This window comes from Stenotrophomonas sp. GD04145 (assembly GCF_029835135.1).
GTDB lineage: Bacteria > Pseudomonadota > Gammaproteobacteria > Xanthomonadales > Xanthomonadaceae > Stenotrophomonas > Stenotrophomonas maltophilia_P.
This window is the reverse complement of the sequence record NZ_JAODZG010000026.1, coordinates 12,927-34,089: the sequence shown is the minus strand read 5'-3', so window position 1 is coordinate 34,089 and position 21,163 is coordinate 12,927. Positions and strand designations below refer to the sequence as shown.

The 21,163-nt window shown below is 65.8% G+C and carries 17 protein-coding genes; 11 read left to right on the top strand and 6 right to left on the bottom strand.

Annotated elements, in window-relative coordinates; all coding sequences use genetic code 11:
- Positions 1–92 precede the first annotated feature (92 nt).
- From N7367_RS13270 to N7367_RS13260, 3 genes are read left to right on the top strand one after another with little or no spacing between them, the layout of a single operon-like run.
- Positions 93–1,238 carry an efflux RND transporter periplasmic adaptor subunit gene (locus N7367_RS13270; RefSeq protein WP_053517749.1) on the top strand — a complete coding sequence of 382 codons (1,146 nt, stop codon included), beginning with the start codon at positions 93–95 and terminating at the stop codon, positions 1,236–1,238.
- Positions 1,235–4,756, top strand: coding sequence for an efflux RND transporter permease subunit (locus tag N7367_RS13265; protein WP_345781898.1), 3,522 nt, complete (start codon positions 1,235–1,237; stop codon positions 4,754–4,756). Before N7367_RS13270 ends, N7367_RS13265 begins: the two co-directional genes overlap by 4 nt.
- Positions 4,753–7,830: an efflux RND transporter permease subunit gene (locus tag N7367_RS13260; RefSeq protein WP_065181330.1), complete on the top strand. Its 3,078-nt coding sequence runs from the start codon at positions 4,753–4,755 to the stop codon at positions 7,828–7,830. Before N7367_RS13265 ends, N7367_RS13260 begins: the two co-directional genes overlap by 4 nt.
- Before the next feature lie 269 nt (positions 7,831–8,099).
- On the opposite strand, the gene N7367_RS13255 is transcribed toward N7367_RS13260, so the two are convergent.
- From N7367_RS13255 to ykgO, 6 genes are all read right to left on the bottom strand, one after another.
- Positions 8,100–9,320 carry a TraB/GumN family protein gene (locus N7367_RS13255; RefSeq protein WP_053517747.1) on the bottom strand — a complete coding sequence of 407 codons (1,221 nt, stop codon included), beginning with the start codon at positions 9,318–9,320 and terminating at the stop codon, positions 8,100–8,102.
- Between the two features lie 4 nt (positions 9,321–9,324).
- On the bottom strand, positions 9,325–9,855 hold the full coding sequence (locus N7367_RS13250; protein ID WP_065175046.1) for a GNAT family N-acetyltransferase: 531 nt from the start codon (positions 9,853–9,855) through the stop codon (positions 9,325–9,327).
- Positions 9,856–9,868: 13 nt separating this feature from the next.
- A complete protein-coding gene (locus tag N7367_RS13245) occupies positions 9,869–10,756 on the bottom strand; it encodes a carbon-nitrogen hydrolase (RefSeq protein WP_279942548.1) in 888 nt (295 codons plus the stop codon).
- Between the two features lie 164 nt (positions 10,757–10,920).
- On the bottom strand, positions 10,921–11,958 hold the full coding sequence (locus N7367_RS13240) for an agmatine deiminase family protein (RefSeq protein ID WP_180877199.1): 1,038 nt from the start codon (positions 11,956–11,958) through the stop codon (positions 10,921–10,923).
- Positions 11,959–11,997: 39 nt separating this feature from the next.
- Positions 11,998–12,327, bottom strand: a complete 330-nt coding sequence (locus N7367_RS13235) for a hypothetical protein (protein ID WP_053517741.1) — start codon at positions 12,325–12,327, stop codon at positions 11,998–12,000.
- Positions 12,328–12,473: 146 nt separating this feature from the next.
- Positions 12,474–12,599, bottom strand: coding sequence for a type B 50S ribosomal protein L36 (ykgO, locus tag N7367_RS13230; RefSeq protein ID WP_005409283.1), 126 nt, complete (start codon positions 12,597–12,599; stop codon positions 12,474–12,476).
- 197 nt (positions 12,600–12,796) lie between these two features.
- On the opposite strand from ykgO, the gene cmk reads away from it, so the two are divergent.
- The 8 genes from cmk (at position 12,797) to galU (ending at position 21,076) form a co-directional block, all read left to right on the top strand.
- Complete coding sequence (gene cmk / locus N7367_RS13225; RefSeq protein WP_053517740.1) at positions 12,797–13,474, top strand: (d)CMP kinase; 678 nt, start codon at positions 12,797–12,799, stop codon at positions 13,472–13,474.
- Positions 13,475–13,673: 199 nt separating this feature from the next.
- Entirely contained in the window at positions 13,674–15,353 is a 1,680-nt protein-coding gene (gene rpsA, locus N7367_RS13220) for a 30S ribosomal protein S1 (protein ID WP_053517739.1), read from the top strand.
- A gap of 85 nt (positions 15,354–15,438) precedes the next feature.
- The gene (locus tag N7367_RS13215; protein WP_053517737.1) at positions 15,439–15,744 is read left to right on the top strand and encodes an integration host factor subunit beta; all 306 of its coding nucleotides are present in this window, start codon (positions 15,439–15,441) and stop codon (positions 15,742–15,744) included.
- A 77-nt stretch (positions 15,745–15,821) separates the two neighbouring features.
- On the top strand, positions 15,822–16,106 hold the full coding sequence (locus N7367_RS13210; protein ID WP_053517736.1) for a lipopolysaccharide assembly protein LapA domain-containing protein: 285 nt from the start codon (positions 15,822–15,824) through the stop codon (positions 16,104–16,106).
- Between the two features lie 6 nt (positions 16,107–16,112).
- Positions 16,113–17,291 carry a lipopolysaccharide assembly protein LapB gene (lapB, locus tag N7367_RS13205; protein ID WP_053517734.1) on the top strand — a complete coding sequence of 393 codons (1,179 nt, stop codon included), beginning with the start codon at positions 16,113–16,115 and terminating at the stop codon, positions 17,289–17,291.
- Between the two features lie 3 nt (positions 17,292–17,294).
- Positions 17,295–18,284 carry a glycosyltransferase family 4 protein gene (locus tag N7367_RS13200; RefSeq protein ID WP_279942547.1) on the top strand — a complete coding sequence of 330 codons (990 nt, stop codon included), beginning with the start codon at positions 17,295–17,297 and terminating at the stop codon, positions 18,282–18,284.
- A 3-nt stretch (positions 18,285–18,287) separates the two neighbouring features.
- Positions 18,288–20,198 (top strand): nucleoside-diphosphate sugar epimerase/dehydratase, encoded by a 1,911-nt coding sequence (locus tag N7367_RS13195; protein ID WP_053517731.1) that lies wholly within the window; start codon positions 18,288–18,290, stop codon positions 20,196–20,198.
- A complete protein-coding gene (gene galU / locus N7367_RS13190) occupies positions 20,198–21,076 on the top strand; it encodes a UTP--glucose-1-phosphate uridylyltransferase GalU (RefSeq protein WP_053517730.1) in 879 nt (292 codons plus the stop codon). The genes N7367_RS13195 and galU overlap by 1 nt, the downstream gene beginning before the upstream one ends.
- The last annotated feature ends 87 nt before the right edge of the window (positions 21,077–21,163 follow it).

Genomic DNA, 21,163 nt, shown 5'->3' with positions numbered 1-21,163 from the left:
AAGACACCATGACCTTTGGGATATGGTGTTGCCGTGAAGTGGTGCATTACTTTGCTACCACACCTGCCCACGCATCCTCCAGGGACCTGACGATGTCGCACCCAATCTTCCTGCATGGCCGCCGCAGCGGACTCTGCGCCGCCGCCCTGCTGATCTCCACCACGCTGATGCTGGGCGGTTGCGCCGCGGGCCCCAACAGCGAGGCCAAGGCCGCCGAAACCAAGGATGAGAAAAAAGTCGAGTCCGTGCCGGTCGAGGTCGCGGTGGCCAGCCGCCGCGCGGTGGCGGCCAGCTACACCGGCACCGCCGCGCTGGAGCCGCGCGCCGAGTCGCAGGTGGTTGCCAAGACCTCTGGCGTGGCGCTGGCGGTGCTGGTCGAGGAAGGCCAGCGGGTCAGCGCGGGGCAGCCGCTGGTACGGCTCGATCCGGACCGCGCACGCCTGGCGGTTGCCCAGAGCGAGGCACAGATGCGCAAGCTCGAGAACAACTACCAGCGCGCACAGAAGCTGGTCGGCCAGCAGATGGTCAGTGCCGCCGACGTCGACCAGCTGCGCTTCGATCTGGAAAACGTGCGCGCGCAATATCGCCTGGCCACGCTGGAGCTGTCGTACACCACGGTGGTCGCACCGATCTCCGGCGTGATCGCCTCGCGCTCGATCAAGACCGGCAACTTCGTGCAGATCAACACGCCGATCTTCCGCATCGTCGACAACTCGCGCCTGGAAGCCACCCTCAACGTTCCCGAACGCGAGCTGGCAACGCTGCGTGCCGGCCAGCCGGTGACCCTGTCGGCGGATGCACTGCCGGGCCAGAGCTTCACCGGCATCGTTGATCGCATCGCACCGGTGGTGGATTCGGGCAGCGGCACGTTCCGTGTTGTCAGTGCCTTCGACGGCACTGCCCATTCCCTGCAGCCGGGCATGTTCGGCCGGATCCGCATCGATTACGACCAGCGTGCCGACGCCCTGGTCGTGCCGCGCCTGGCGCTGCTCGACGATGGTGAGCCGGCGGTGTTCCGGGTGCGCGACGGCAAGGTCGCGCGCGTTCCGGTCAAGCTGGGTTACGCGGAGGGGCCATGGGTGGAGATCCGTGATGGCCTGGCGGCCGGAGACCAGGTGGTCACCGCAGGCAAGGTCGCGCTGCGCGACGGCACCGCCGTGCAGGTGATCGCTGATCCGAAGGCGAAGACGGCGACGGCCTCGGCCAAGCCGGCAGACAAGGCCGGGAGCCGGCAATGAGCCATCCTGACCACGACCACGGTGCTTCGCCCCACGGCGAAAGCGCCGCCGCCGGCATGCGCGGCGGCCTGGTGGAGTTCGCTACCCGCCGCCGCGTCACCATTGCCATGTGCACGGTCACCCTGCTGCTGTTCGGCCTGATTGCGCTGGGCAGCCTCAAGGTCAACCTGCTGCCGGACCTGAGCTACCCGACGCTGACGGTACGCACCGAATACACCGGTGCGGCACCGACCGAGATCGAAACCCTGATCACCCAGCCGGTGGAAGAAGCCGTGGGCGTGGTCAAGAACCTGCGCAAGCTGAAGTCGGTCTCGCGCACCGGCCAGAGCGATGTGGTGCTGGAGTTCGCCTGGGGCACCAACATGGACCAGGCCAGCCTGGAGGTGCGCGACAAGATGGAAGCGCTGAACCTGCCGCTGGAGGCGAAAGCCCCGGTGCTGCTGCGCTTCAATCCGTCCACCGAGCCGATCATGCGCCTGGTGCTGTCCAGCAAGGCGGCGCCGTCCAGCGATGCCGACGCCATCCGCGAGCTGACCATCCTGCGCCGCTACGCCGACGAGGATCTGAAGAAGAAGCTGGAACCGGTCACCGGCGTGGCGGCGGTCAAGGTCGGCGGCGGCCTGGAGGACGAGATCCAGGTCGACATCGACCAGCAGAAGCTCGCGCAGCTGAATCTGCCGATCGATACCGTCATCAAGCGCCTGAAGGACGAGAACATCAACATCTCCGGCGGTCGGCTGGAAGAGGGCTCGCAGCGCTTCCTGGTGCGTACCGTCAACCAGTTCGCCGACCTGGAGGAGATCCGCAACCTGCTGGTCACCACCCAGGCGTCCAATGGCAGTGCGGCGGACTCCGCGCTGCAGCAGATGTTCAACATTGCCGCCTCCACCGGTTCCGCTGCGGCCATCGCCGCAGCCTCGGCCGCACAGAGCGCATCGTCCGGCGGTGGCTCCAGCGTGGTCGCCAATGGCGTTCCTGTCCGGTTGAAGGACGTGGCCACCGTACGCCAGGGCTACAAGGAGCGTGAAGCGATCATCCGCCTGGGCGGCAAGGAATCGGTCGAGCTGGCGATCTACAAGGAAGGCGACGCCAACACCGTCGCCACCGCAGAAGCGCTGCGCAAGCGTCTGGAGCAGATCAAGGGCACGTTCCCCGGCGATGCCGAACTGACCACCATCGAGGACCAGTCGCGCTTCATCGAGCATGCGATCAGCGACGTCAAGAAGGATGCGGTGATCGGCGGCCTGCTGGCGATCCTGATCATCTTCCTGTTCCTTCGCGATGGCTGGAGCACGTTCGTCATTAGCCTGTCGCTGCCGGTGTCGATCATCGCCACGTTCTTCTTCATGGGCCAGCTGGGTCTCAGCCTGAACGTCATGTCGCTGGGCGGCCTGGCGCTGGCGACGGGCCTGGTGGTGGACGATTCGATCGTGGTGCTGGAGAGCATCGCCAAGGCGCGCGAGCGCGGGCTGGGCATCCTGCAGGCCGCGATCGAAGGCACCCGCGAAGTGAGCATGGCGGTGGTCGCCTCCACCCTGACCACCATCGCAGTGTTCCTGCCACTGGTGTTCGTCGACGGTATCGCCGGCCAGCTGTTCCGCGACCAGGCGCTGACCGTGGCGATCGCCATCGCCATTTCGCTGCTGGTATCGATGACACTGATTCCGATGCTCAGTTCGCTGAAGGGGCGGCCGCCGCTGGCGTTCCCCGAAGAGCCCGCCAGCGAGGCGTGGCAGCCGGAGCGTCGCTGGCAGAAGCCCGTTGCAGCCGGCCGTCGTGGCTTCGTCGCTGCGCTGCGCTGGACCTTCTATGCGCTGGCCTGGCTGGTGGTACGTGCCTGCCGCGGCGTTGCCGCCGTGATCGGTCCGGTCATGCGCAAGGCCAGCGATATCGCGATGAAGCCCTATGCGGGGGCCGAACGTGGCTACCTGCGGCTGTTGCCGAGCGCGCTGGCGCACCCCGGCAAGGTGCTGGGCCTGGCCGCGCTGGCGTTTGCAGCCACCATGGCGCTGGTGCCGATGCTGGGCGCCGACCTCATCCCGCAGCTGGCGCAGGACCGCTTCGAGATGACCGTCAAGCTGCCGGCCGGCACGCCGTTGAAGCAGACCGATGCACTGGTGCGCGAACTGCAGCTGGCGCACGGCAAGGGCGAGGGCGTGGCCTCGCTGTACGGCGTCAGTGGCAGCGGTACCCGGCTGGACGCAAGCCCGACCGAGAGCGGTGAGAACATCGGCAAGCTGACCGTGGTGATGGAAGGCGGTGGGGATGCGCGCACCGAAGCGGCCATCACCGAGCGCCTGCGCGGCACCATGGCCGGGCACCCCGGCGCGCAGGTCGACTTCGCGCGGCCGGCACTGTTCAGCTTCTCCACGCCGCTGGAAATCGAACTGCGTGGTCAGGACATGGCCACGCTGGAGCAAGCCGGCCAGCGGCTGGCTGCCCTGCTGCGCGGCAATGCGCACTACGCCGACGTGAAGTCGACGGTGGAGGAGGGCTTCCCGGAGATCCAGATCCGCTTCGACCAGGAGCGCGCCGGTGCACTGGGCCTGACCACCCGCCAGATCGCCGACGTCGTGGTGAAGAAGGTGCGCGGCGATGTGGCCACCCGCTACAGCTTCCGCGACCGCAAGATCGACGTGCTGGTACGGGCACAGGAAGGCGACCGGGCCAGCGTGGAGAGCATCCGCCGCTTGATCGTCAACCCGGGCAGTACCCGTCCGATCACCCTGGACGCCGTGGCCGACGTGGTGGCCACCACCGGTCCGAGCGAGATCCACCGTGCCGATCAGACCCGCGTCGCGGTGGTCTCGGCCAACCTGCGTGACATCGATCTGGGCGCGGCCATGCGCGAAGTGCAGCAGATGGTCGCCGAACAGCCGCTTGGTGCGGGCGTCGGCCTGCATATCGGTGGCCAGGGCGAGGAACTGGCGCAGGCGGCAACGTCGCTGATCTTCGCCTTCGGACTGGCGATCTTCCTGGTCTACCTGGTGATGGCGTCGCAGTTCGAATCGCTGCTGCATCCGTTCGTGATCCTGTTCACCATCCCGCTGGCGCTGGTCGGTGCGATCCTGGCGCTGATGCTGACCGGCAAGCCGATCTCGGTGGTGGTGTTCATCGGCCTGATCCTGCTGGTGGGACTGGTCACCAAGAACGCGATCATCCTGATCGACAAGGTCAATCAGCTGCGCGAGGCCGGCGTGGCCAAGCACGAGGCGCTGGTGGAAGGCGCGCGCTCGCGCCTGCGTCCGATCATCATGACCACCCTGTGCACGCTGTTCGGCTTCCTGCCACTGGCGGTGGCGATGGGCGAGGGCGCTGAAGTACGTGCGCCGATGGCGATCACCGTGATCGGCGGCCTGCTGGTCTCCACCCTGCTGACCCTGCTGGTGATCCCGGTGGTCTACGACCTGATGGATCGCCGCGGCGACGCCTACTACCGCGAACGCGGCCGCAAGCACGCCGGCGACGGACTGCGAATCGCAGAAGGTGGCCGCGTCGGCGGCGAGGAGCCGGCATGAGTGTCGCCGAGTTCTCCATCCGCCGTCCGGTCACCACCATCATGTGCTTCGTATCGCTGGTGGTGATCGGCCTGATCGCTTCATTCCGGCTGCCACTGGAGGCTCTGCCGGACATCTCCGCGCCGTTCCTGTTCGTGCAGATTCCGTACACGGGCTCGACACCGGAAGAAGTGGAGCGGACCATCATCCGGCCGGTGGAAGAGTCATTGGCAACGATGACCGGGATCAAGCGCATGCGCTCCTCGGCCACGTCCGAAGCGGCGCTGATCTTCATCGAGTTCAGCGACTGGGACCGTGACATCGCCATCGCCGCTTCCGACGCGCGCGAACGTATCGATGCGATCCGCAGCGACCTGCCTGACGACCTGCAGCGCTACAACGTGTTCAAGTGGTCCAGCAGCGACCAGCCGGTGCTGAAGGTGCGCCTGGCCAGCACCACCGACCTGACGACCGCCTATGACATGCTCGACCGCGAGTTCAAGCGGCGCATCGAGCGCATTCCGGGCGTTGCGCGCGTGGACATCACCGGTGCACCGCCGAATGAAGTCGAGATCGCGATCGATCCCAACCGGCTCAACGCGCACGGGCTGAGCATCAACGAGCTGAGCGAACGGTTGCGCACGCTGAACTTTTCGATCTCGGCCGGGCAGATCGATGACAACGGCCAGCGTGTGCGCGTGCAACCGGTCGGCGAGATCACCGACCTGCAGGAACTGCGCGACCTGGTAATCAACGCCAAGGGCCTGCGGCTGGGTGACATCGCCGATGTGCGGCTGAAGCCGGCGCGGATGAATTATGGCCGCCGCCTGGATGGCAACCCGGCAGTGGGCCTGGACATCTTCAAGGAGCGCAGCGCCAATCTGGTCGACGTCTCGCGCGCGGCGCTGGCCGAAGTCGAAGCGATCCGCGCACAGGCCTCGATGCGCGATGTGCAGATCAAGGTCATCGACAACCAGGGCAAGGCGGTGACCTCCTCGCTGCTGGAGCTGGCCGAAGCCGGTGCGGTGGGCCTGATCCTGTCGGTGACGGTGCTGTTCTTCTTCCTGCGCCACTGGCCGTCCACGCTGATGGTGACGCTGGCCATCCCGATCTGCTTCACCATCACCCTGGGCTTCATGTACTTCGTCGGGGTGACGCTGAACATCCTGACCATGATGGGCCTGCTGCTGGCGGTGGGCATGCTGGTGGACAACGCCGTGGTGGTGGTGGAGAGCATCTACCAGGAGCGCGAGCGCATGCCGGGACAGCCACGGCTGGCCTCGATCATCGGCACCCGCAACGTCGCCATCGCGCTCAGCGCCGGCACCCTGTGCCATTGCATCGTGTTCGTGCCGAACCTGTTCGGCGAGACCAACAACATCAGCATCTTCATGGCACAGATCGCGATCACCATTTCGGTATCGCTGCTGGCGTCTTGGCTGGTGGCGGTCAGCCTGATTCCGATGCTGTCCGCGCGCATGGCCACGCCCAAGCTCGTGCACTCGCAGACCGGCCTGATCGCGCGCCTGCAGCGGCGCTACGCGCAGGTGCTGGACTGGTCGCTGCACCATCGTGGCTGGAGCCTGCTGGGCATCGTGCTGGTGGTGGCCGTCAGCCTGGTGCCGATGAAACTGACCAAGGTGGACATGTTCGGTGGTGAAGGTGGCAAGGACATCTTCATCGGCTACATGTGGAAGGGTGCCTACACCTATCGGCAGATGTCCGAGGAAGTGGCGCGGGTGGAGAACTGGATCGACGAGAACCGTGAGCGCCTGCACGTCAAGCAGGTGTACTCCTGGTACAGCGAGCAGGAAGGCAGCTCGACGGTCGTCACCCTGGACGAGAAGTACGCCAAGGACATCAAGTCGCTGCAGGAGGAGCTGCGCAAGGGCCTGCCGAAGTCCGCGCGTACCGACTACTTCGTCGGCAACCAGGGCGGTGATGGTGGTGGCGGCAACCAGGGCGTGCAGGTGCAGTTGATCGGCGATTCCAGCAGCATGCTGCAGGAAATCGGCCAGGAAGTGCTGCCCCTGCTGGCCCAGCGTGCGGAGCTGCGCGACGTGCGCATCGACAATGGCGAGAAGGGCGGTGAACTCAAGGTGCGCGTCGATCGCGAGCGTGCCGCCGCCTTCGGCTTCAACGCCGAGCAGGTGGCCAGCTTTGTCGGCCTGGCATTGCGCGGTGCACCGATGCGTGAGTTCCGGCGAGGCGACAACGAGGTTCCGGTCTGGGTGCGCTTCGCCGGGGCCGAGCAGAGCAGTCCGGAAGACCTGGCCGGCTTCAGCGTGCGTACCGGCGACGGCCGCAGCGTGCCGCTGCTGAGTCTGGTCAGCGTCGATGTCGGTTCGTCCGCCACCCAGATCGGCCGAACCAACCGGCAGACCACGCTGACGATCAAGGCCAACCTGGCCGAGAAGATCACCGCACCGGACGGACGCAAGGCGATCGAGGCCGTACTCAAGCCGATGAGCTTCCCGGCCGGCTATGGCTACACCTTCGATGGCGGCGACTATGGCAACGATGACGAGGCGATGCAGCAGATGGTGTTCAACCTGCTCATCGCGCTGGTGATGATCTACGTGGTGATGGCGGCGGTGTTCGAATCGCTGCTGTTCCCGGCGGCGATCATGAGCGGCGTGCTGTTCTCGATCTTCGGCGTGTTCTGGCTGTTCTGGATCACCGGCACCTCGTTCGGAATCATGTCCTTCATCGGCATCCTGGTGCTGATGGGCGTGGTGGTGAACAACGGCATCGTGATGATCGAGCACATCAACAACCTCCGGCGCAGCGGCATGGGGCGTACCCAGGCGCTGGTGGAGGGCTCACGCGAGCGGCTGCGCCCGATCATGATGACCATGGGGACGGCGATCCTGGCGATGGTGCCGATTTCGCTGACCAACACGCAGATGTTCGGCGACGGCCCGGAGTACGCGCCGATGGCCCGAGCCATCGCCGGTGGACTGGCGTTCTCGACCGTGGTCAGCCTGCTGTTCCTGCCGACGATCTACGCGGTGCTGGACGACCTGCGCAATGCCGTGACGCGGCTGATCCGCCGCGCGCGCGGCCTGGAAAAGGTGGCGGCAACGGCCGCCTAGCGTCGAGCTTGCCGGACTACGGGGAACGACAACGTGTTGTGGTGTGGGGAGGCCGGTCGTAGTGGGGCGGCCTCCCCTTTTTTTGCCGGGCATGGCCCGGCGCTACCATCACCGCCTCGCGGTATCGCCGGGTGTCGCAATTCGCCGCCACGCGGTAGCGCCGGGTGTTGCAGTTCACCGCCACGCGGTAGCGCCGGGCCATGCCCGTCGGGGTGTCGCAATTCGCCGCCACGCGGTAGCGCCGGGCCATGCCCGGCGGGGCGTTGCAATCAACCTGCGACCTTGCCCCACACCTGGAAGCCGGTCAGCCACAGGCCGAGCATGCTGCCGAGATTGGTCAGCATGAACGTCAGCACCACGCGGGTGACCCGATTGCGGTACCAGCCCTTCAACGACTGTGCATCGTCGCGCAGCTGCAGGAAATCCTGGTACGCCGGCTTGCGCAGGCGTGCCTCGACCAGCGCCGAGAACGCGCCGGTGGGAATGCTGAGCCGGAACGGCTTGAACGGGGCGACCACGATCGCCGTGAGAATGCTCAGCGGGTGACTGCCGGCCAGCAGACAGCCGAGGCCGGCCAGGCCGCCGGTGTACATCGCCCACGTGGCCAGCAGTTCGGTGCCCACGCCCAGGCCTCCGCGGTAGAAGCCGACGGCGATGCCGGTGATGACGATGGCAAGGATGCCCAGCGTGAACCACGGGATGTTGCGCTTCTTCGGCACGGCTTCGAGTTCGGCGCGCAACGGTGCCGGTGCATCGGTATCCGTTTCGAGGTATCGCGCCAGGCCTGCCAGATGGCCGGCGCCGACCACCGCCAGCACTTCGCGCTGCCGCGGGTCGTGTTCTTCGCGCAGGCGCGTGGCCATGTAGCGGTCGCGCTCGCCGATGATGGTTTCGTACAGCGCGGGATTCTCGGTCGCGAACTCGCCGAAGCTCGACTCCAGCATGTCGCCCTGCTTGAGCTTCTCGATTTCGTTTTCGCCCACCTCTTCCGATGAGAACAGGCCGGCGCCCAGGCCCGCAACCAGCTTCAGCTTGCCGAAGAAGCCCAACCGCTGCGAGGCGCGGCGGAAGGTCAGGCCCACCTCGCGGTCGATCAGGTGGACGGGCAGGCCGCGCTCACGCCCCAGTTCGACGGCGCGCTTCAGTTCCGCACCCGGCTCGATGCCGAGCTGTTCGGCCAGACGACGCTGGTAGGCGGAAAGCGCCAGGTTGGCGGCGAACAGGGCAACGCGACCCTTGCGGATCACCTCGACCAGGTCCAGCTTGGCCAACGTGTCCGGATCGCTCAGGGCCTGCAGGCGCTGGGGGTCCAGTTCGACCGCGACGGCATCGAAGCGGCCGCTGTTGATTGCTTTCTCCACCGCCTCGACGCTGGCGTGGGAAACGTGGGCGGTGCCCAGAAGGGTGTAGCGCACGCCGTCGCGTTCAACGACGCGCACCGGCTGGCCGGCGAACAGATCGTCGCCGGTCTCGGGAAGGATTTCTGTCATGGAGTCATTCATTGGAAGGTGCGGTGTCGGCGCCGTCGCCGAGCGCGCGTTGCATCTGCACGGTGTCCAGCCAGCGGCCGTGCTTGCGGCCGAGGCCGCGGAACACGCCGACCAGCTCGAAGCCGAAACGCTCGTGCAGCCTGATCGAAGCGGTATTGGTCGGTTCGCCGATCACCGCCACCATCTGCCGGAAGCCACGTGCGACGCATGCGTCGATCAGCGCCTGCAACAGGCCGGTGCCGACGCCCTGGCCCTGGAACCGTGCATCGACATAGACCGAGTTCTCCACGGTCCACTGGTAGGCAATGCGCGTGCGGTAGGTGTTGGCGTAGGCGTAGCCGGCGACCTGGCCGTCGATCTCGGCGACCAGATAGGGAAAACCGCGGTCGATGATGTCGCGCATGCGGCGCAGCATCTCGGCCTGGTCCGGGATGTCGTACTCGTACGTGTTGACGAAGTCGGTCACTTCGACCGCGTAGATCGCGGTGATCGCGGCGATGTCGGCCGGGCCGGCATCACGGATGAGGACGGCCATGCGCGGCTCCGGTTCAGTCGATGTAGCGCTTGAGCAGATCGCCGTAGGCGTCGATGCGGCGATCGCGCAGGAACGGCCAGATGCGGCGCACGTGCTCGCTGCGCTGCAGGTCGACGTCGCATACCAGCACAGCGGCATCGGCGCCGGCTTCGGCCAGAAACTCGCCCTGCGGACCGAGCACGTGGCTGTTGCCCCAGAACTGGATGCCCGACGCGCCCAGCGGCGAGGCCTCATGGCCGACACGGTTGCAGCTCAGCACCGGCAGGCCGTTGGCGACGGCATGGCCACGGTGGCTCAGTACCCAGGCATCGCGCTGGCGGGTCTTCTCGTCCTGCACGTCGTCCGGGTCCCAGCCGATCGCGGTCGGGTACAGCAGCAGCTCGGCGCCGGCCAGCGCCATCAGGCGCGCCGCCTCCGGGTACCACTGGTCCCAGCACACCAGCACGCCCAGGCGGCCCACCGAGGTGTCGATCGGGGTGAAGCCGATGTCGCCCGGGGTGAAGTAGAACTTCTCGTAGAAACCCGGATCGTCCGGGATGTGCATCTTGCGGTACTTGCCGAGCAGGGTGCCGTCCTTCTCGAACACCACCGCGGTGTTGTGGTACAGGCCGGCGGCGCGGCGCTCGAACAGCGAACCGACCAGCACCACGCCATGCTTCTTCGCCAGCGCACCCAGGCGCTCGGTGCTCGGGCCCGGGATCGGTTCGGCCAGATCGAACTCGTCAACCGACTCGTGCTGGCAGAAGTAGGGGCCGTTGTGCAGTTCCTGCAGCAGCACCAGCTTGGCGCCCTGCGCTGCCGCTTCGGCCACGCGTGCCTCGATCACCGCCAGATTGGCGGCGGCATCGCCGTGGTTGCGCTCCTGGATCAGGGCGACGGTAAGCGGGCTGCGCGAGTTCATGCGGGTGTTCCTGCGGGGGAAAACCCGCATGTTAGCGCGTATGCGATGCCGCAGCGTGTCGGCCGCTGAACAGGTGCACGCAGCCGGTATCGCCGGGCCATGCCCGGCGTACGAACCGAATGCCGCTGTGCTCGCCGGGCGTGGCCCGGCGCTACCGCATCGTGCTACGCCTTCAGCAGGCCTTCCGGCAGCTGCATGGTGATGCAGTGCAGGCTGCCGTTCTGCCAGATCAGCGAGCGGCAGGGCACCTGGACGATCTCGCGGCCCGGATGGGCCTTGGCCAGCACGTCGCGGGCCAGATCGTCGGCCGGATCACCGTACGCCGGCATCAGCACCGCGCCGTTGACGATCAGGTAGTTGGCGTACGAGGCCGCCAGGCGGCGGCCTTCGTCGATCACCGGCTGTGCCCACGGCAGCGGGAACAGGCGGTATGGCTGACCGTCACGGGTGCGCAGCGCAGCCAGTTCCCTGCCCATCGCCTGCAGCTCGGCGTAGTGCGAGTCGTTCTCGTCGTCGCAGGCCTGGTAGACGATGCTGTCCGCCGAGGCGAAGCGGGCGAGGGTATCGATGTGGGCATCGGTATCGTCGCCTTCCAGGTAGCCGTGGTCGAGCCACAGCACGCGCTCCTGCTGCAGCCAGTCGGCGAGGTCGGTGCTCAGGCTGGCGCGGTCACGATCCGGGTGGCGTTCGTGCAGGCACTTCCAGGTGGTCAGCAGGGTGCCTTCACCGTCGGTTTCGATGGCGCCGCCTTCCAGCGCGAACGGGATGCTGCGCACCGGCGCGTCGTTGAAAACGCCGGCCTGGTCGAGCGCGCCCACCAGCTGATCGTCGAGGGTGGCATCGAACTTGCCGCCCCAGCCGGTGAAGCGGAAGTCCAGCAGCTGGAAGCCGCCGTCGGCACGGCGCAGGGTGATCGGGCCCGAGTCGCGCAGCCAGGTGTCGTCGTAGGCCGCCGTGGTGAAGTGCACCCTGTCCATGTCGATGCGGTTGGAGCGCAGCCGCATTTCGGCATAGGTCTCCACATCGTCATCGGCCACGCAGATCAGCACCGGCTGGAAGCGGGTGATCGCTGCAACCAGTGCGATATAGGTTTCCTCCACCTGTCCCAGGCGGTCGGCCCAGTCGGTATCGGCGGTGGGCCAGGCAATCAGGACGCCGCTCTGGGCTTCCCACTCGGCAGGAAAACGAAGGGTCTGGTTCATGGTCTCGCTACACAGGCCCGCCCGGGGCGGGTAAAGGGGTCAACGGATCGGCGGTTTCGGGCCGATTTCGTTCGGGTCCGCCTGGTTGGCCACCACGTCGATCACCTTCTGCTTCTCGAAGTAGACAGTGAACTGTGGGTACACCCAGCGGTTGATGGTCGGCCATTGCCGCTTCTGCCCGCCGCGCGGCTGCAGCTGCTCGCTGGGCGCACCGAACTGGCTCTGCACCTGCTGCATGGACTGGCCACGAAGGGGCAGGGCGCCGGCCGGCTTCTCGCGGGCGCGGTCGACAAGCAGAGTGTCGGCCAGGGCCGGCGTGGCGGCAGCCAGAGTGGCCAGCACGGCCAGGGTGGACAGGTAACGCTTCATCTCGATCTACTCCCCAGTGGTCAAGAAAGGCGATTACAGCAAAATCGGCAGGAAAAAGCCGCATAAACAAAAAACCGCCCGAAGGCGGCTTTTTGCATCGGGTCGGTCCCGCGCGGGACCAGCCGCAGCCACGAAGGCTGTTGGGCTCAGCGCTGACGCGCCTTGAAACGCGGGTTCGACTTGCAGATCACGAAGATCTTGCCACGGCGACGGACGACCTTGCAGTCACGGTGACGGGCCTTCGCCGACTTCAGGGAGGACAGGACTTTCATGGCATACCTCGGCGTAAACAGTAGTTGTTCGGGTGGAGCGTGGCCGCGATATGCGAAAGACAATCGGCAGTTGACGCTCGTTCAAGCCCGCCATTCTACCGGGCTTTTCCTCATGGTTTCAAGTGGTTGCACAAAAGATCCGTCGCGGGGTGTCTGGCAGGGGCTAGAATGCCCCCTTCACACGTACTGGGACCCCCATGAATCCACTCGCTCCCGTCCTGACCATCGACGGCCCATCAGGGGCCGGCAAGGGTACCATCAGCCGCATCGTGGCGCGCCGGATGGGCTGGCATTACCTGGATTCAGGCGCCCTGTACCGGGCGGTGGGCGTGGCCGCCAGCTGGGCCGACATCGATACCTCCGACGCCTCGGCACTGGTGCGGTGCACGTTCGATACCCATGTTCAGTTTGTTGAACAGGGTGACGCGATGCGGGTCCTGGTCAATGGCAGCGATGCCACCGACGAACTGCGGCTGGAGACCACCGGCGCGCTGGCGTCGGCCATCGCGGCCATTCCCGAAGTCCGGGCGGCCCTGAAGGAGCGGCAGCGCGCATTCAGGGAGCTGCCGGGCCTGGTCGCGGACGGTCGCGACATGGGTACGGTGATCTTCCCGGATGCCCCCTACAAGGTGTTCCTGACCGCCAGTGCCGAAGAGCGCGCCGAGCGCCGGCATAAGCAGTTGAAAGACAAGGGGGTTTCTGTTAACTTTGATGACCTCCTGCGCGAGATCATGGCCCGCGACGCCCGTGATGCTCAGCGTACCGTGGCGCCCCTGAAGCCGGCAGACGATGCCGTCCTCATCGACACCACAGGCATCGGCATCGCAGATGTCGTTGCCCGAGTGATGGATCTGCTTCCGGTTCCGGCTGCCTGATCCGTTCGCGCGGGAGCACTGCCAGCCGCATCGGTGGTGGTCGCGCAATAGCAGTGCTGTACAAGCTCCGTCGCGCAATGATGCGTGGCGGTTTTCCTACTTCACACACGACCTGCTTTTCCGGGGTCGACCAACAGGCGGGCGGTCGCCCATCCCCGAAGGGACGCCACCGACCCATGTGTCCAACAGAGTAAATCTAATGACCGAATCATTTGCCGAACTGTTTGAAGCCAGCCAGGCCAATCTGGCCAAGCTGAAGCCGGGCGCCATCGTCAGCGGTACCGTTGTTGAAGTCCGCGGCGACGTCGTGGTGATCAACGCTGGCCTGAAGTCCGAAGGCATCGTGCCGATCGAACAGTTCCGTAACGACGCTGGCGAGATCGATGTCGCCGAAGGCGATATCGTCAAGGTCGCCCTCGACTCCATCGAGAACGGCTTCGGCGAAACCGTCCTGTCGCGCGAGAAGGCCAAGCGCGCGATGGTGTGGGACGAGCTGGAAGAAGCGTTGGAAAAGAACGAAACCATCACCGGCCGCATCAGTGGCAAGGTCAAGGGTGGTTTCACCGTGGACATCAAGGATGTCCGCGCCTTCCTGCCGGGTTCCCTGGTCGATGTGCGCCCGGTGCGCGATCCGGCCTACCTGGAAGGCAAGGAGCTGGAATTCAAGCTCATCAAGCTGGACCGCAAGCGTAACAACGTCGTGGTCTCGCGCCGCGCTGTCGTCGAAAGCGAGCACTCGGAAGAGCGCGAGCAGCTGATGGACAAGCTGCAGGAAGGCGCGATCCTGAAGGGTGTCGTCAAGAACCTGACCGACTACGGCGCGTTCGTGGACCTGGGCGGTATCGACGGCCTGCTGCACATCACCGACATGGCATGGAAGCGCGTGCGCCATCCGTCCGAAGTCGTGAACGTCGGCGACGAGCTGGACGTGCGCGTGCTGAAGTTCGACCGCGAGCGCAACCGCGTTTCGCTGGGCCTGAAGCAGCTGGGCGAAGATCCGTGGGACAACATCGCCCGTCGTTACCCGGCCAACAGCCGCGTCTTCGGCAAGGTCTCCAACGTCACCGATTACGGCGCGTTCGTCGAGATCGAGCCGGGCGTCGAAGGCCTGGTGCACGTCTCCGAGATGGATTGGACCAACAAGAACGTCAACCCGTCCAAGGTCGTGCAGGTCGGTGACGAAGTCGAAGTGATGGTGCTGGACGTCGATGAAGAGCGTCGCCGCATCTCGCTGGGCATGAAGCAGGTTGCCGCCAATCCGTGGGAAACCTTCGCTGCCACCCACAAGAAGGGTGACAAGGTGTCCGGCCAGATCAAGTCGATCACCGACTTCGGCATCTTCATCGGCCTGGACGGTGGCATCGATGGTCTGGTCCACCTGTCCGACATCAGCTGGAACACCACCGGCGAAGACGTCGTTCGCAACTTCAAGAAGGGCGATACCCTGGACGCCGTCGTCCTGGCCGTCGACCCGGAGCGCGAGCGCATCTCCCTGGGCGTGAAGCAGCTGGAGCAGGATCCGTTCGGCCAGTACATGGCGGCCAATCCGAAGGGCTCAAAGGTTGAAGGCGTGGTGAAGGAAGTCGACGCCAAGGGCGCCGTGATCGAACTGGCCGACGGCATCGAAGGCTACGTTTCGGCTCGCGACATCGCCAACGAGCGCGTTGACGACGCCACCCAGCACCTGAAGGTCGGCGACAAGGTCGAAGCCAAGTTCGTGGGCATGGACCGCAAGGGCCGTACCCTGCAGCTGTCGATCAAGGCCAAGGACGACGCGGAAATGCGCGAAGTGCTGGAGGAATACCAGTCCGCTTCGGGTGGCACCACCCAGCTCGGCGCGCTGCTGCGTGCCCAGCTGAACGGTAGCAAGTCCGAGTAATCGGGCCCGTTGTTCGTTGTTTCCTGGACGGCCCGGGCACTGCCCGGGCCGTTTCAGGCTGAAATGCCCCTGATGTGAGCCGGTGATGACCAAATCCGAACTGATCGAAATCCTTGCGCGCCGTCAGGCGCACCTGAAGGCCGATGATGTCGATCTGGCGGTGAAGTCGTTGCTGGAAATGATGGGCGGTTCCCTCTCTGTCGGGGATCGCATCGAAATCCGCGGTTTTGGCAGCTTCTCGCTGCACTACCGCCCGCCGCGCCTGGGTCGAAACCCCAAGACCGGCGAATCGGTTGCCCTGCCGGGCAAGCACGTTCCCCATTTCAAGCCGGGCAAGGAACTGCGCGAGCGGGTCAGCAGCGTGCTGCCGCTGGACGCCGATCCCGCCTGAGCGTCCCGTCGCGCCACCGCGTGCGAATCCAGCCGCGAGTCGGATAAGCTACGGTCTCCCGCCCCTGGAGCTGTCGCATGAAGGTCTTTCGTCTGCTGGTCCTGCTGGCGGTGTTGATCCTTGGATTGATCATCGGTGCGGTCAACATGACCGCGATGTCGATCAACCTGCTGTTCACCGAGCTGCATACCTCCGTCGGCGTGGCATTGATCGCCGCCCTGCTGGTGGGCGTGGTGGTCGGCGCCGGCCTGGTGCTGGTGAGCGTGGTCGTTCCGCTCTACAGCCAGCTGCGCCGCGCCAACAAGTCCGCTGCCGCGACGCCGGCACCGGCCGCTTCCCCCCAATCTTTTGACGGACGTTGATCGAAGATGGATTTCGTCACCGAGTGGTTCTGGTTTTTCCTGTTCGTGCCGCTGGCCGCCCTGGCCGGCTGGGTGATCGGACGGCGTGGCGGTCAGCGCCACGGTGACAACCAGGTCAGCCGACTGTCCAGCACCTACTTCCGTGGCCTGAACTACCTGCTCAACGAGCAGCCGGACAAGGCCATCGAGCTGTTCCTGCACATCGCCGAGCTCGACAAGGAAACCTTCGAGACCCAGGTCGCGCTGGGCCATCTGTTCCGTCGCCGCGGCGAAGTGGACCGCGCCATCCGCCTGCACCAGGGCCTGGTCAACCGCAACGATCTGAGCGATGCGCAGCGCGTGCAGGCGCTGCTGGCGCTGGGCGAGGACTACATGAAGTCCGGCCTGCTGGACCGCGCCGAGACCGTGTTCACCGAACTGGCCCAGCTGGATCAGCGTGCGCCGCAGGCGCTCAAGCACCTGATCGGGATCTACCAGGCCGAGCGCGACTGGGAGAAGGCGATCGACAACGCCACCCGCTTCGAGGATGTCACCGGCGAGCCGATGGGCAAGCTGATCGGGCAGTTCGAGTGCGAGCTGGCCGAACGCTTCCGTGGCGCCGGCAAGCTGGAAGAGGCGAGGGCGGCCATTGCCCGTGCCTACCAGGCCGATGCGATGTCGGTGCGCGCCGGCATCATCGAAGGACGCCTGGAGAGCGATGCCGGCAATCCCGAAGCGGCGGTGCGAGCCTTCGAGCGTGCTGCGCGCAATGACCCGGAGTATCTGCCGGAATTGCTGCCGGCGCTGATGCAGAACTACCGCAAGGTCGGCGACCTGGGCGGCGCCCGCGCCTTCCTTTCGGAAATGACCGAGCACTACCGCGGTATCGCGCCGGTGCTGGCGCTGACCCGGCTGATGGAGGAACAGGAAGGTGTCGCCCCTGCGCGCGCCTATCTGGGCCGCCAGCTCAAGGATCGCCCCTCGGTGCGCGGCGAATCGGCGTTGATCGACCTGACCCTCGCCGAAGGTGCCGATTCCACCGCCACCCTGCACGATCTCAAGCACATCACCGACCAGCTGCTGGTGCGCAATCCGGCCTACCGCTGCACACGCTGCGGCTTCGGCGCGCGCACCCACCACTGGCAGTGCCCGAGCTGCAAGGAATGGGGTACGGTCAAGCCGCTGCTGAACTACGCGGTGCTCTGAATCATGCCCTGGCTCGTGATGGGCGCGCTGCTGGCGTTGGCCCTGCTGAGCGCCGCCCTGACCTGGGCGGCGCGCGGCTACGCGCTGCGCCGGCAGCTGATGGACCACCCCGGGGAACGCCGCAGCCATAGCGTCGCCACGCCACGTGGCGGCGGCATCGCCATTGTCATCAGCCTGCTGGTCACCGCCGCCGTGGCCATGTGGGCGTGGCCGCAGGCCATGCCGAGCCTGCTGGTCGCCGCTGCCGGCCTGCTGCTGGTCGCCGGCATCGGCTGGTGGGACGACCATCGCCCGCTGCCGGCCATGCGCAGGCTGCTTGTGCATTTCATTGCTGCCGGCCTGCTGGCCGGGCTGGTGAAGATCCACGGCGGCAGCTGGCTGCTGGCCCTGCTGGTGCTGTTCTTCACCGCCTCGTTGATCAACATCTGGAACTTCATGGATGGCATCAACGGCATCGCCAGCAGCCAGGCCATCGTGGTCGCGCTGGGGTTCGCTCCTGTGCTGCCCTGGCCGTGGTCGCTGCTGGCCATCGCCCTCGGGCTGGCCTGCGTGGGTTTCCTGCCCTTCAACTTTCCGCGCGCACGCATCTTCCTCGGGGATGTCGGCAGCGGAGCGCTGGGCTACGCGGTGGCGGCCGTCGTGGCCGTGGCCAGCCTGCGCACCGACATCAACTGGATCCTGCTGCTGGTGCCGCTGTCGCCGTTCCTCGTGGACGCGGGCTTCACACTGCTGGCGCGCATCATTTCCGGGCAACGCTGGATGGAACCCCACACCCAGCACGTCTACCAGCGCGCTGTGCAGGCAGGAGCCAGCCACGCCCAGGTGACAGGGATGTACTTTGTTTTGGGCCTATTCAGTATTACAGTGTTCAATGTCAGTTCGAATCTGCAGCCGAGGTGGGAGGCTGTCGTGGCAATTGCTTGGTTCATCACGCTGAGCATGCTGTGGCTCCTCCTGCGCAATGGAATGCGCCTCCGACAAGGAACTCCTTGAAATATGTCTTCACCCTGGCGGGATAGAATCCTCGGCCTGTTGCCGCGTACGGCCATTGTCTGCCACGACCTGTTCATGGTCTGGGCATGCTGGCAGCTGCTCCATGCCGGTCGTTACTCGATCCTGCCGGACGCGCCTGCGCTGCCGTTGTGGAATGTCGATACCACCCTGGTCCTGCTGCTGCAGGGACTGGTGTTCTGGCGCGTGGGCCTGTATCGCGGCCTGTGGCGGTTTGCCAGTGTCAGCGACCTGCTGAACATCTTCAAAGCCAGCTTCATCGGCATGGTCGCCATCGTCCTGGTGCTGATGTGGAAGCGCTTCAACGGCGTGCCGATGTCGGTGCTGGTGATCTATCCCTTCGCGCTGTCGGCCCTGCTGGGCGCGCCGCGCCTGCTGTATCGCGCATGGAAGGACTACCAGGCGCTGCAGTCCGATTCGAGCGCGCGCCGGGTGCTGATCCTGGGTGCCGGACAGGCCGCCGAAACGCTGGTCCGCGATCTGCGTCGTTCCGGCAATTTCGAGCCGGTCGGCCTGCTCGATGACGCCCCGCACCTGCGCGGCGCGAAACTGCAGGGCCTGCCGATCCTGGGCACGCTGGACGATGCGCCGGCCGTGGCCCGCGAAACCGCAGCCAAGCTGCTGGTCATCGCCATTCCGTCGCTGGATGCCGCCGGCATGCAGCGCGTGGTCGCCATCTGCGAGAGCACCGGGGTTCCGTTCCGCACCGTGCCCAAGCTCAGTGACATCCTGCAGGGGCAGTCGCTGCCGGGCCAGCTGAAGGAAGTGGCGATCGAGGATCTGCTGGGCCGCAAGCCGATCATGCCGGACTGGAACCTGATCCGTGGCTGGCTGGGCGGGCGCACCGTGATGGTGACCGGTGCCGGTGGTTCGATCGGTTCAGAACTCTGCCGCCAGTGCGCGCGCCACGGTGCAGGCCGCATCGTCCTGCTGGAGATCAGCGAACTGCTGCTGTTGACCATCGAAGGCGAGCTGCGCCGCAGTTTTCCCGACATCGAGATCGAAGCCGTGCTGGGTGACTGCGGTGACCCCGCAGTGATCCGCCATGCGCTGTCGCTGCACCCGGTCGATACGGCCTTCCATGCTGCCGCCTACAAGCATGTGCCGGTACTGGAACGGCAGCTGCGCGAGGCGGTGCGCAACAACATCCTGGCCACGGAGAACGTCGCCCGTGCCTGCCTGGAGGCACACGTCGAGCACTTCGTGTTCATCTCCACCGACAAGGCGGTCGATCCGGTCAATGCGCTGGGTGCCAGCAAGCGCTACGCCGAGATGATCTGCCAGAGCCTGGACCAGAAGTCCACGCATACCCGCTTCGTCACCGTGCGCTTCGGCAACGTGCTGGCGTCGGCGGGCAGCGTCGTGCCGTTGTTCCGCGAGCAGATCCTCAAGGGCGGGCCGGTCACGGTCACCGACCCGGAGGTCAGCCGCTATTTCATGACGATCCCCGAGGCCTGCCAGCTCATCCTGCAGGCGGCCGCCTCGGCGTCGCATGGCGCCATCTACACGCTCGACATGGGTGAGCCGGTGCCGATCCGGGTGCTGGCCGAGCAGATGATCCGGCTGGCCGGCAAGCAGCCGTACAAGGATATTCCGATCATCTACACCGGGCTGCGCCCGGGTGAGAAGCTGCACGAGACGCTGTTCTATTCCGACGAGGACTATCGTTCGACCGCGCACCCGAAGATCCTCGAAGCCGGCGTGCGCGCGTTCTCGCGTGACATGGTGCTCGGCAACGTTCCGAAGCTGCGCGAAGCGATCAGCAGCTACGACATCGACACCATCCAGGAGATCCTGTTCGCGACGATGCCGGAGTTTTCTCCAATCGAACAGGATGCTTACATCTCATCCGCTAAAGTCGTGCCGTTTCCGACACGCGAGGCCAACAGGCACTAATGAGCAAGCGAATTCGTAAAGCAGTTTTTCCCGTGGCAGGGCTCGGGACGCGCTTCCTGCCGGCGACCAAGACGGTGCCGAAAGAAATGCTGCCGATCATCGATCGTCCGCTTATCCAGTACGCTGTTGATGAGGCCATAGAAGCCGGCTGTGACACGCTGGTGTTCATCACCAACCGCTACAAGCACGCGGTCGCCGACTATTTCGACAAAGCGTATGAGCTGGAACAGAAGCTCGAGCGTGCCGGCAAGCAGGAGCAGCTGGAGATGATCCGCCACGTGCTGCCCAACGGCGTGCGTGCGGTCTTCGTGACGCAGGCCGAAGCGTTGGGCCTGGGCCACGCGGTGCTGTGTGCCAAGGCCGTGATCGGTGACGAGCCGTTCGCCGTGCTGCTGCCGGACGATCTGATCTGGAACCGCGGCGACGGTGCGTTGAAGCAGATGGCCGATCTCAATGAGGCCAGCGGTGCCAGCGTGATCGCTGTCGAGGACGTGCCGCACGACAAGACGGCCAGTTACGGCATCGTGGCCACCGAGGCCTTCGATGGCCGCAAAGGCCGTATCTCGCAGATCGTGGAGAAGCCGAAGCCGGAGGACGCCCCCAGCGATCTGGCGGTGGTCGGCCGCTATGTGCTGAGCCCGAAGATCTTCGATCTGCTGGAGCAGACCGGAAGTGGTGCCGGTGGCGAGATCCAGCTGACCGATGCGATCGCGCAGCTGCTGAAGACCGAGCAGGTCGATGCCTACCGTTTCGAGGGCACCCGTTTCGACTGCGGCACGCACCTGGGGCTGGTCGAGGCGACGATCCGCTTCGCGCTGGACAACCCGAAGCTGGCGGGCCCGGCGCGCGAGAAGCTGGCGGCGATGCTGGCGGAGTAACGGGGTTCTTCAGGCGCTCCGTCTTGGCGCCTTGATTGATACGTGGGGGAGGGGGCGGATGGCCCTCTCCAAAACACGCCAAAGCCC

What these genes read in the sequence shown, in the direction of transcription:
- N7367_RS13260 (WP_065181330.1), top strand. Translation starts at nt 4,753, where the DNA reads ATGAGTGTCGCCGAGTTCTCCATCCGCCGTCCGGTCACCACCATCATG.
- N7367_RS13245 (WP_279942548.1), bottom strand. Translation starts at nt 10,756, where the DNA reads ATGAACTCGCGCAGCCCGCTTACCGTCGCCCTGATCCAGGAGCGCAAC.
- N7367_RS13200 (WP_279942547.1), top strand. Translation starts at nt 17,295, where the DNA reads ATGCCCTGGCTCGTGATGGGCGCGCTGCTGGCGTTGGCCCTGCTGAGC.
- N7367_RS13195 (WP_053517731.1), top strand. Translation starts at nt 18,288, where the DNA reads ATGTCTTCACCCTGGCGGGATAGAATCCTCGGCCTGTTGCCGCGTACG.
- cmk (WP_053517740.1), top strand. Translation starts at nt 12,797, where the DNA reads ATGAATCCACTCGCTCCCGTCCTGACCATCGACGGCCCATCAGGGGCC.
- galU (WP_053517730.1), top strand. Translation starts at nt 20,198, where the DNA reads ATGAGCAAGCGAATTCGTAAAGCAGTTTTTCCCGTGGCAGGGCTCGGG.
- N7367_RS13270 (WP_053517749.1), top strand. Translation starts at nt 93, where the DNA reads ATGTCGCACCCAATCTTCCTGCATGGCCGCCGCAGCGGACTCTGCGCC.
- N7367_RS13210 (WP_053517736.1), top strand. Translation starts at nt 15,822, where the DNA reads ATGAAGGTCTTTCGTCTGCTGGTCCTGCTGGCGGTGTTGATCCTTGGA.
- N7367_RS13215 (WP_053517737.1), top strand. Translation starts at nt 15,439, where the DNA reads ATGACCAAATCCGAACTGATCGAAATCCTTGCGCGCCGTCAGGCGCAC.
- N7367_RS13235 (WP_053517741.1), bottom strand. Translation starts at nt 12,327, where the DNA reads ATGAAGCGTTACCTGTCCACCCTGGCCGTGCTGGCCACTCTGGCTGCC.
- N7367_RS13240 (WP_180877199.1), bottom strand. Translation starts at nt 11,958, where the DNA reads ATGAACCAGACCCTTCGTTTTCCTGCCGAGTGGGAAGCCCAGAGCGGC.
- N7367_RS13250 (WP_065175046.1), bottom strand. Translation starts at nt 9,855, where the DNA reads ATGGCCGTCCTCATCCGTGATGCCGGCCCGGCCGACATCGCCGCGATC.
- lapB (WP_053517734.1), top strand. Translation starts at nt 16,113, where the DNA reads ATGGATTTCGTCACCGAGTGGTTCTGGTTTTTCCTGTTCGTGCCGCTG.
- ykgO (WP_005409283.1), bottom strand. Translation starts at nt 12,599, where the DNA reads ATGAAAGTCCTGTCCTCCCTGAAGTCGGCGAAGGCCCGTCACCGTGAC.
- N7367_RS13265 (WP_345781898.1), top strand. Translation starts at nt 1,235, where the DNA reads ATGAGCCATCCTGACCACGACCACGGTGCTTCGCCCCACGGCGAAAGC.
- rpsA (WP_053517739.1), top strand. Translation starts at nt 13,674, where the DNA reads ATGACCGAATCATTTGCCGAACTGTTTGAAGCCAGCCAGGCCAATCTG.
- N7367_RS13255 (WP_053517747.1), bottom strand. Translation starts at nt 9,320, where the DNA reads ATGACAGAAATCCTTCCCGAGACCGGCGACGATCTGTTCGCCGGCCAG.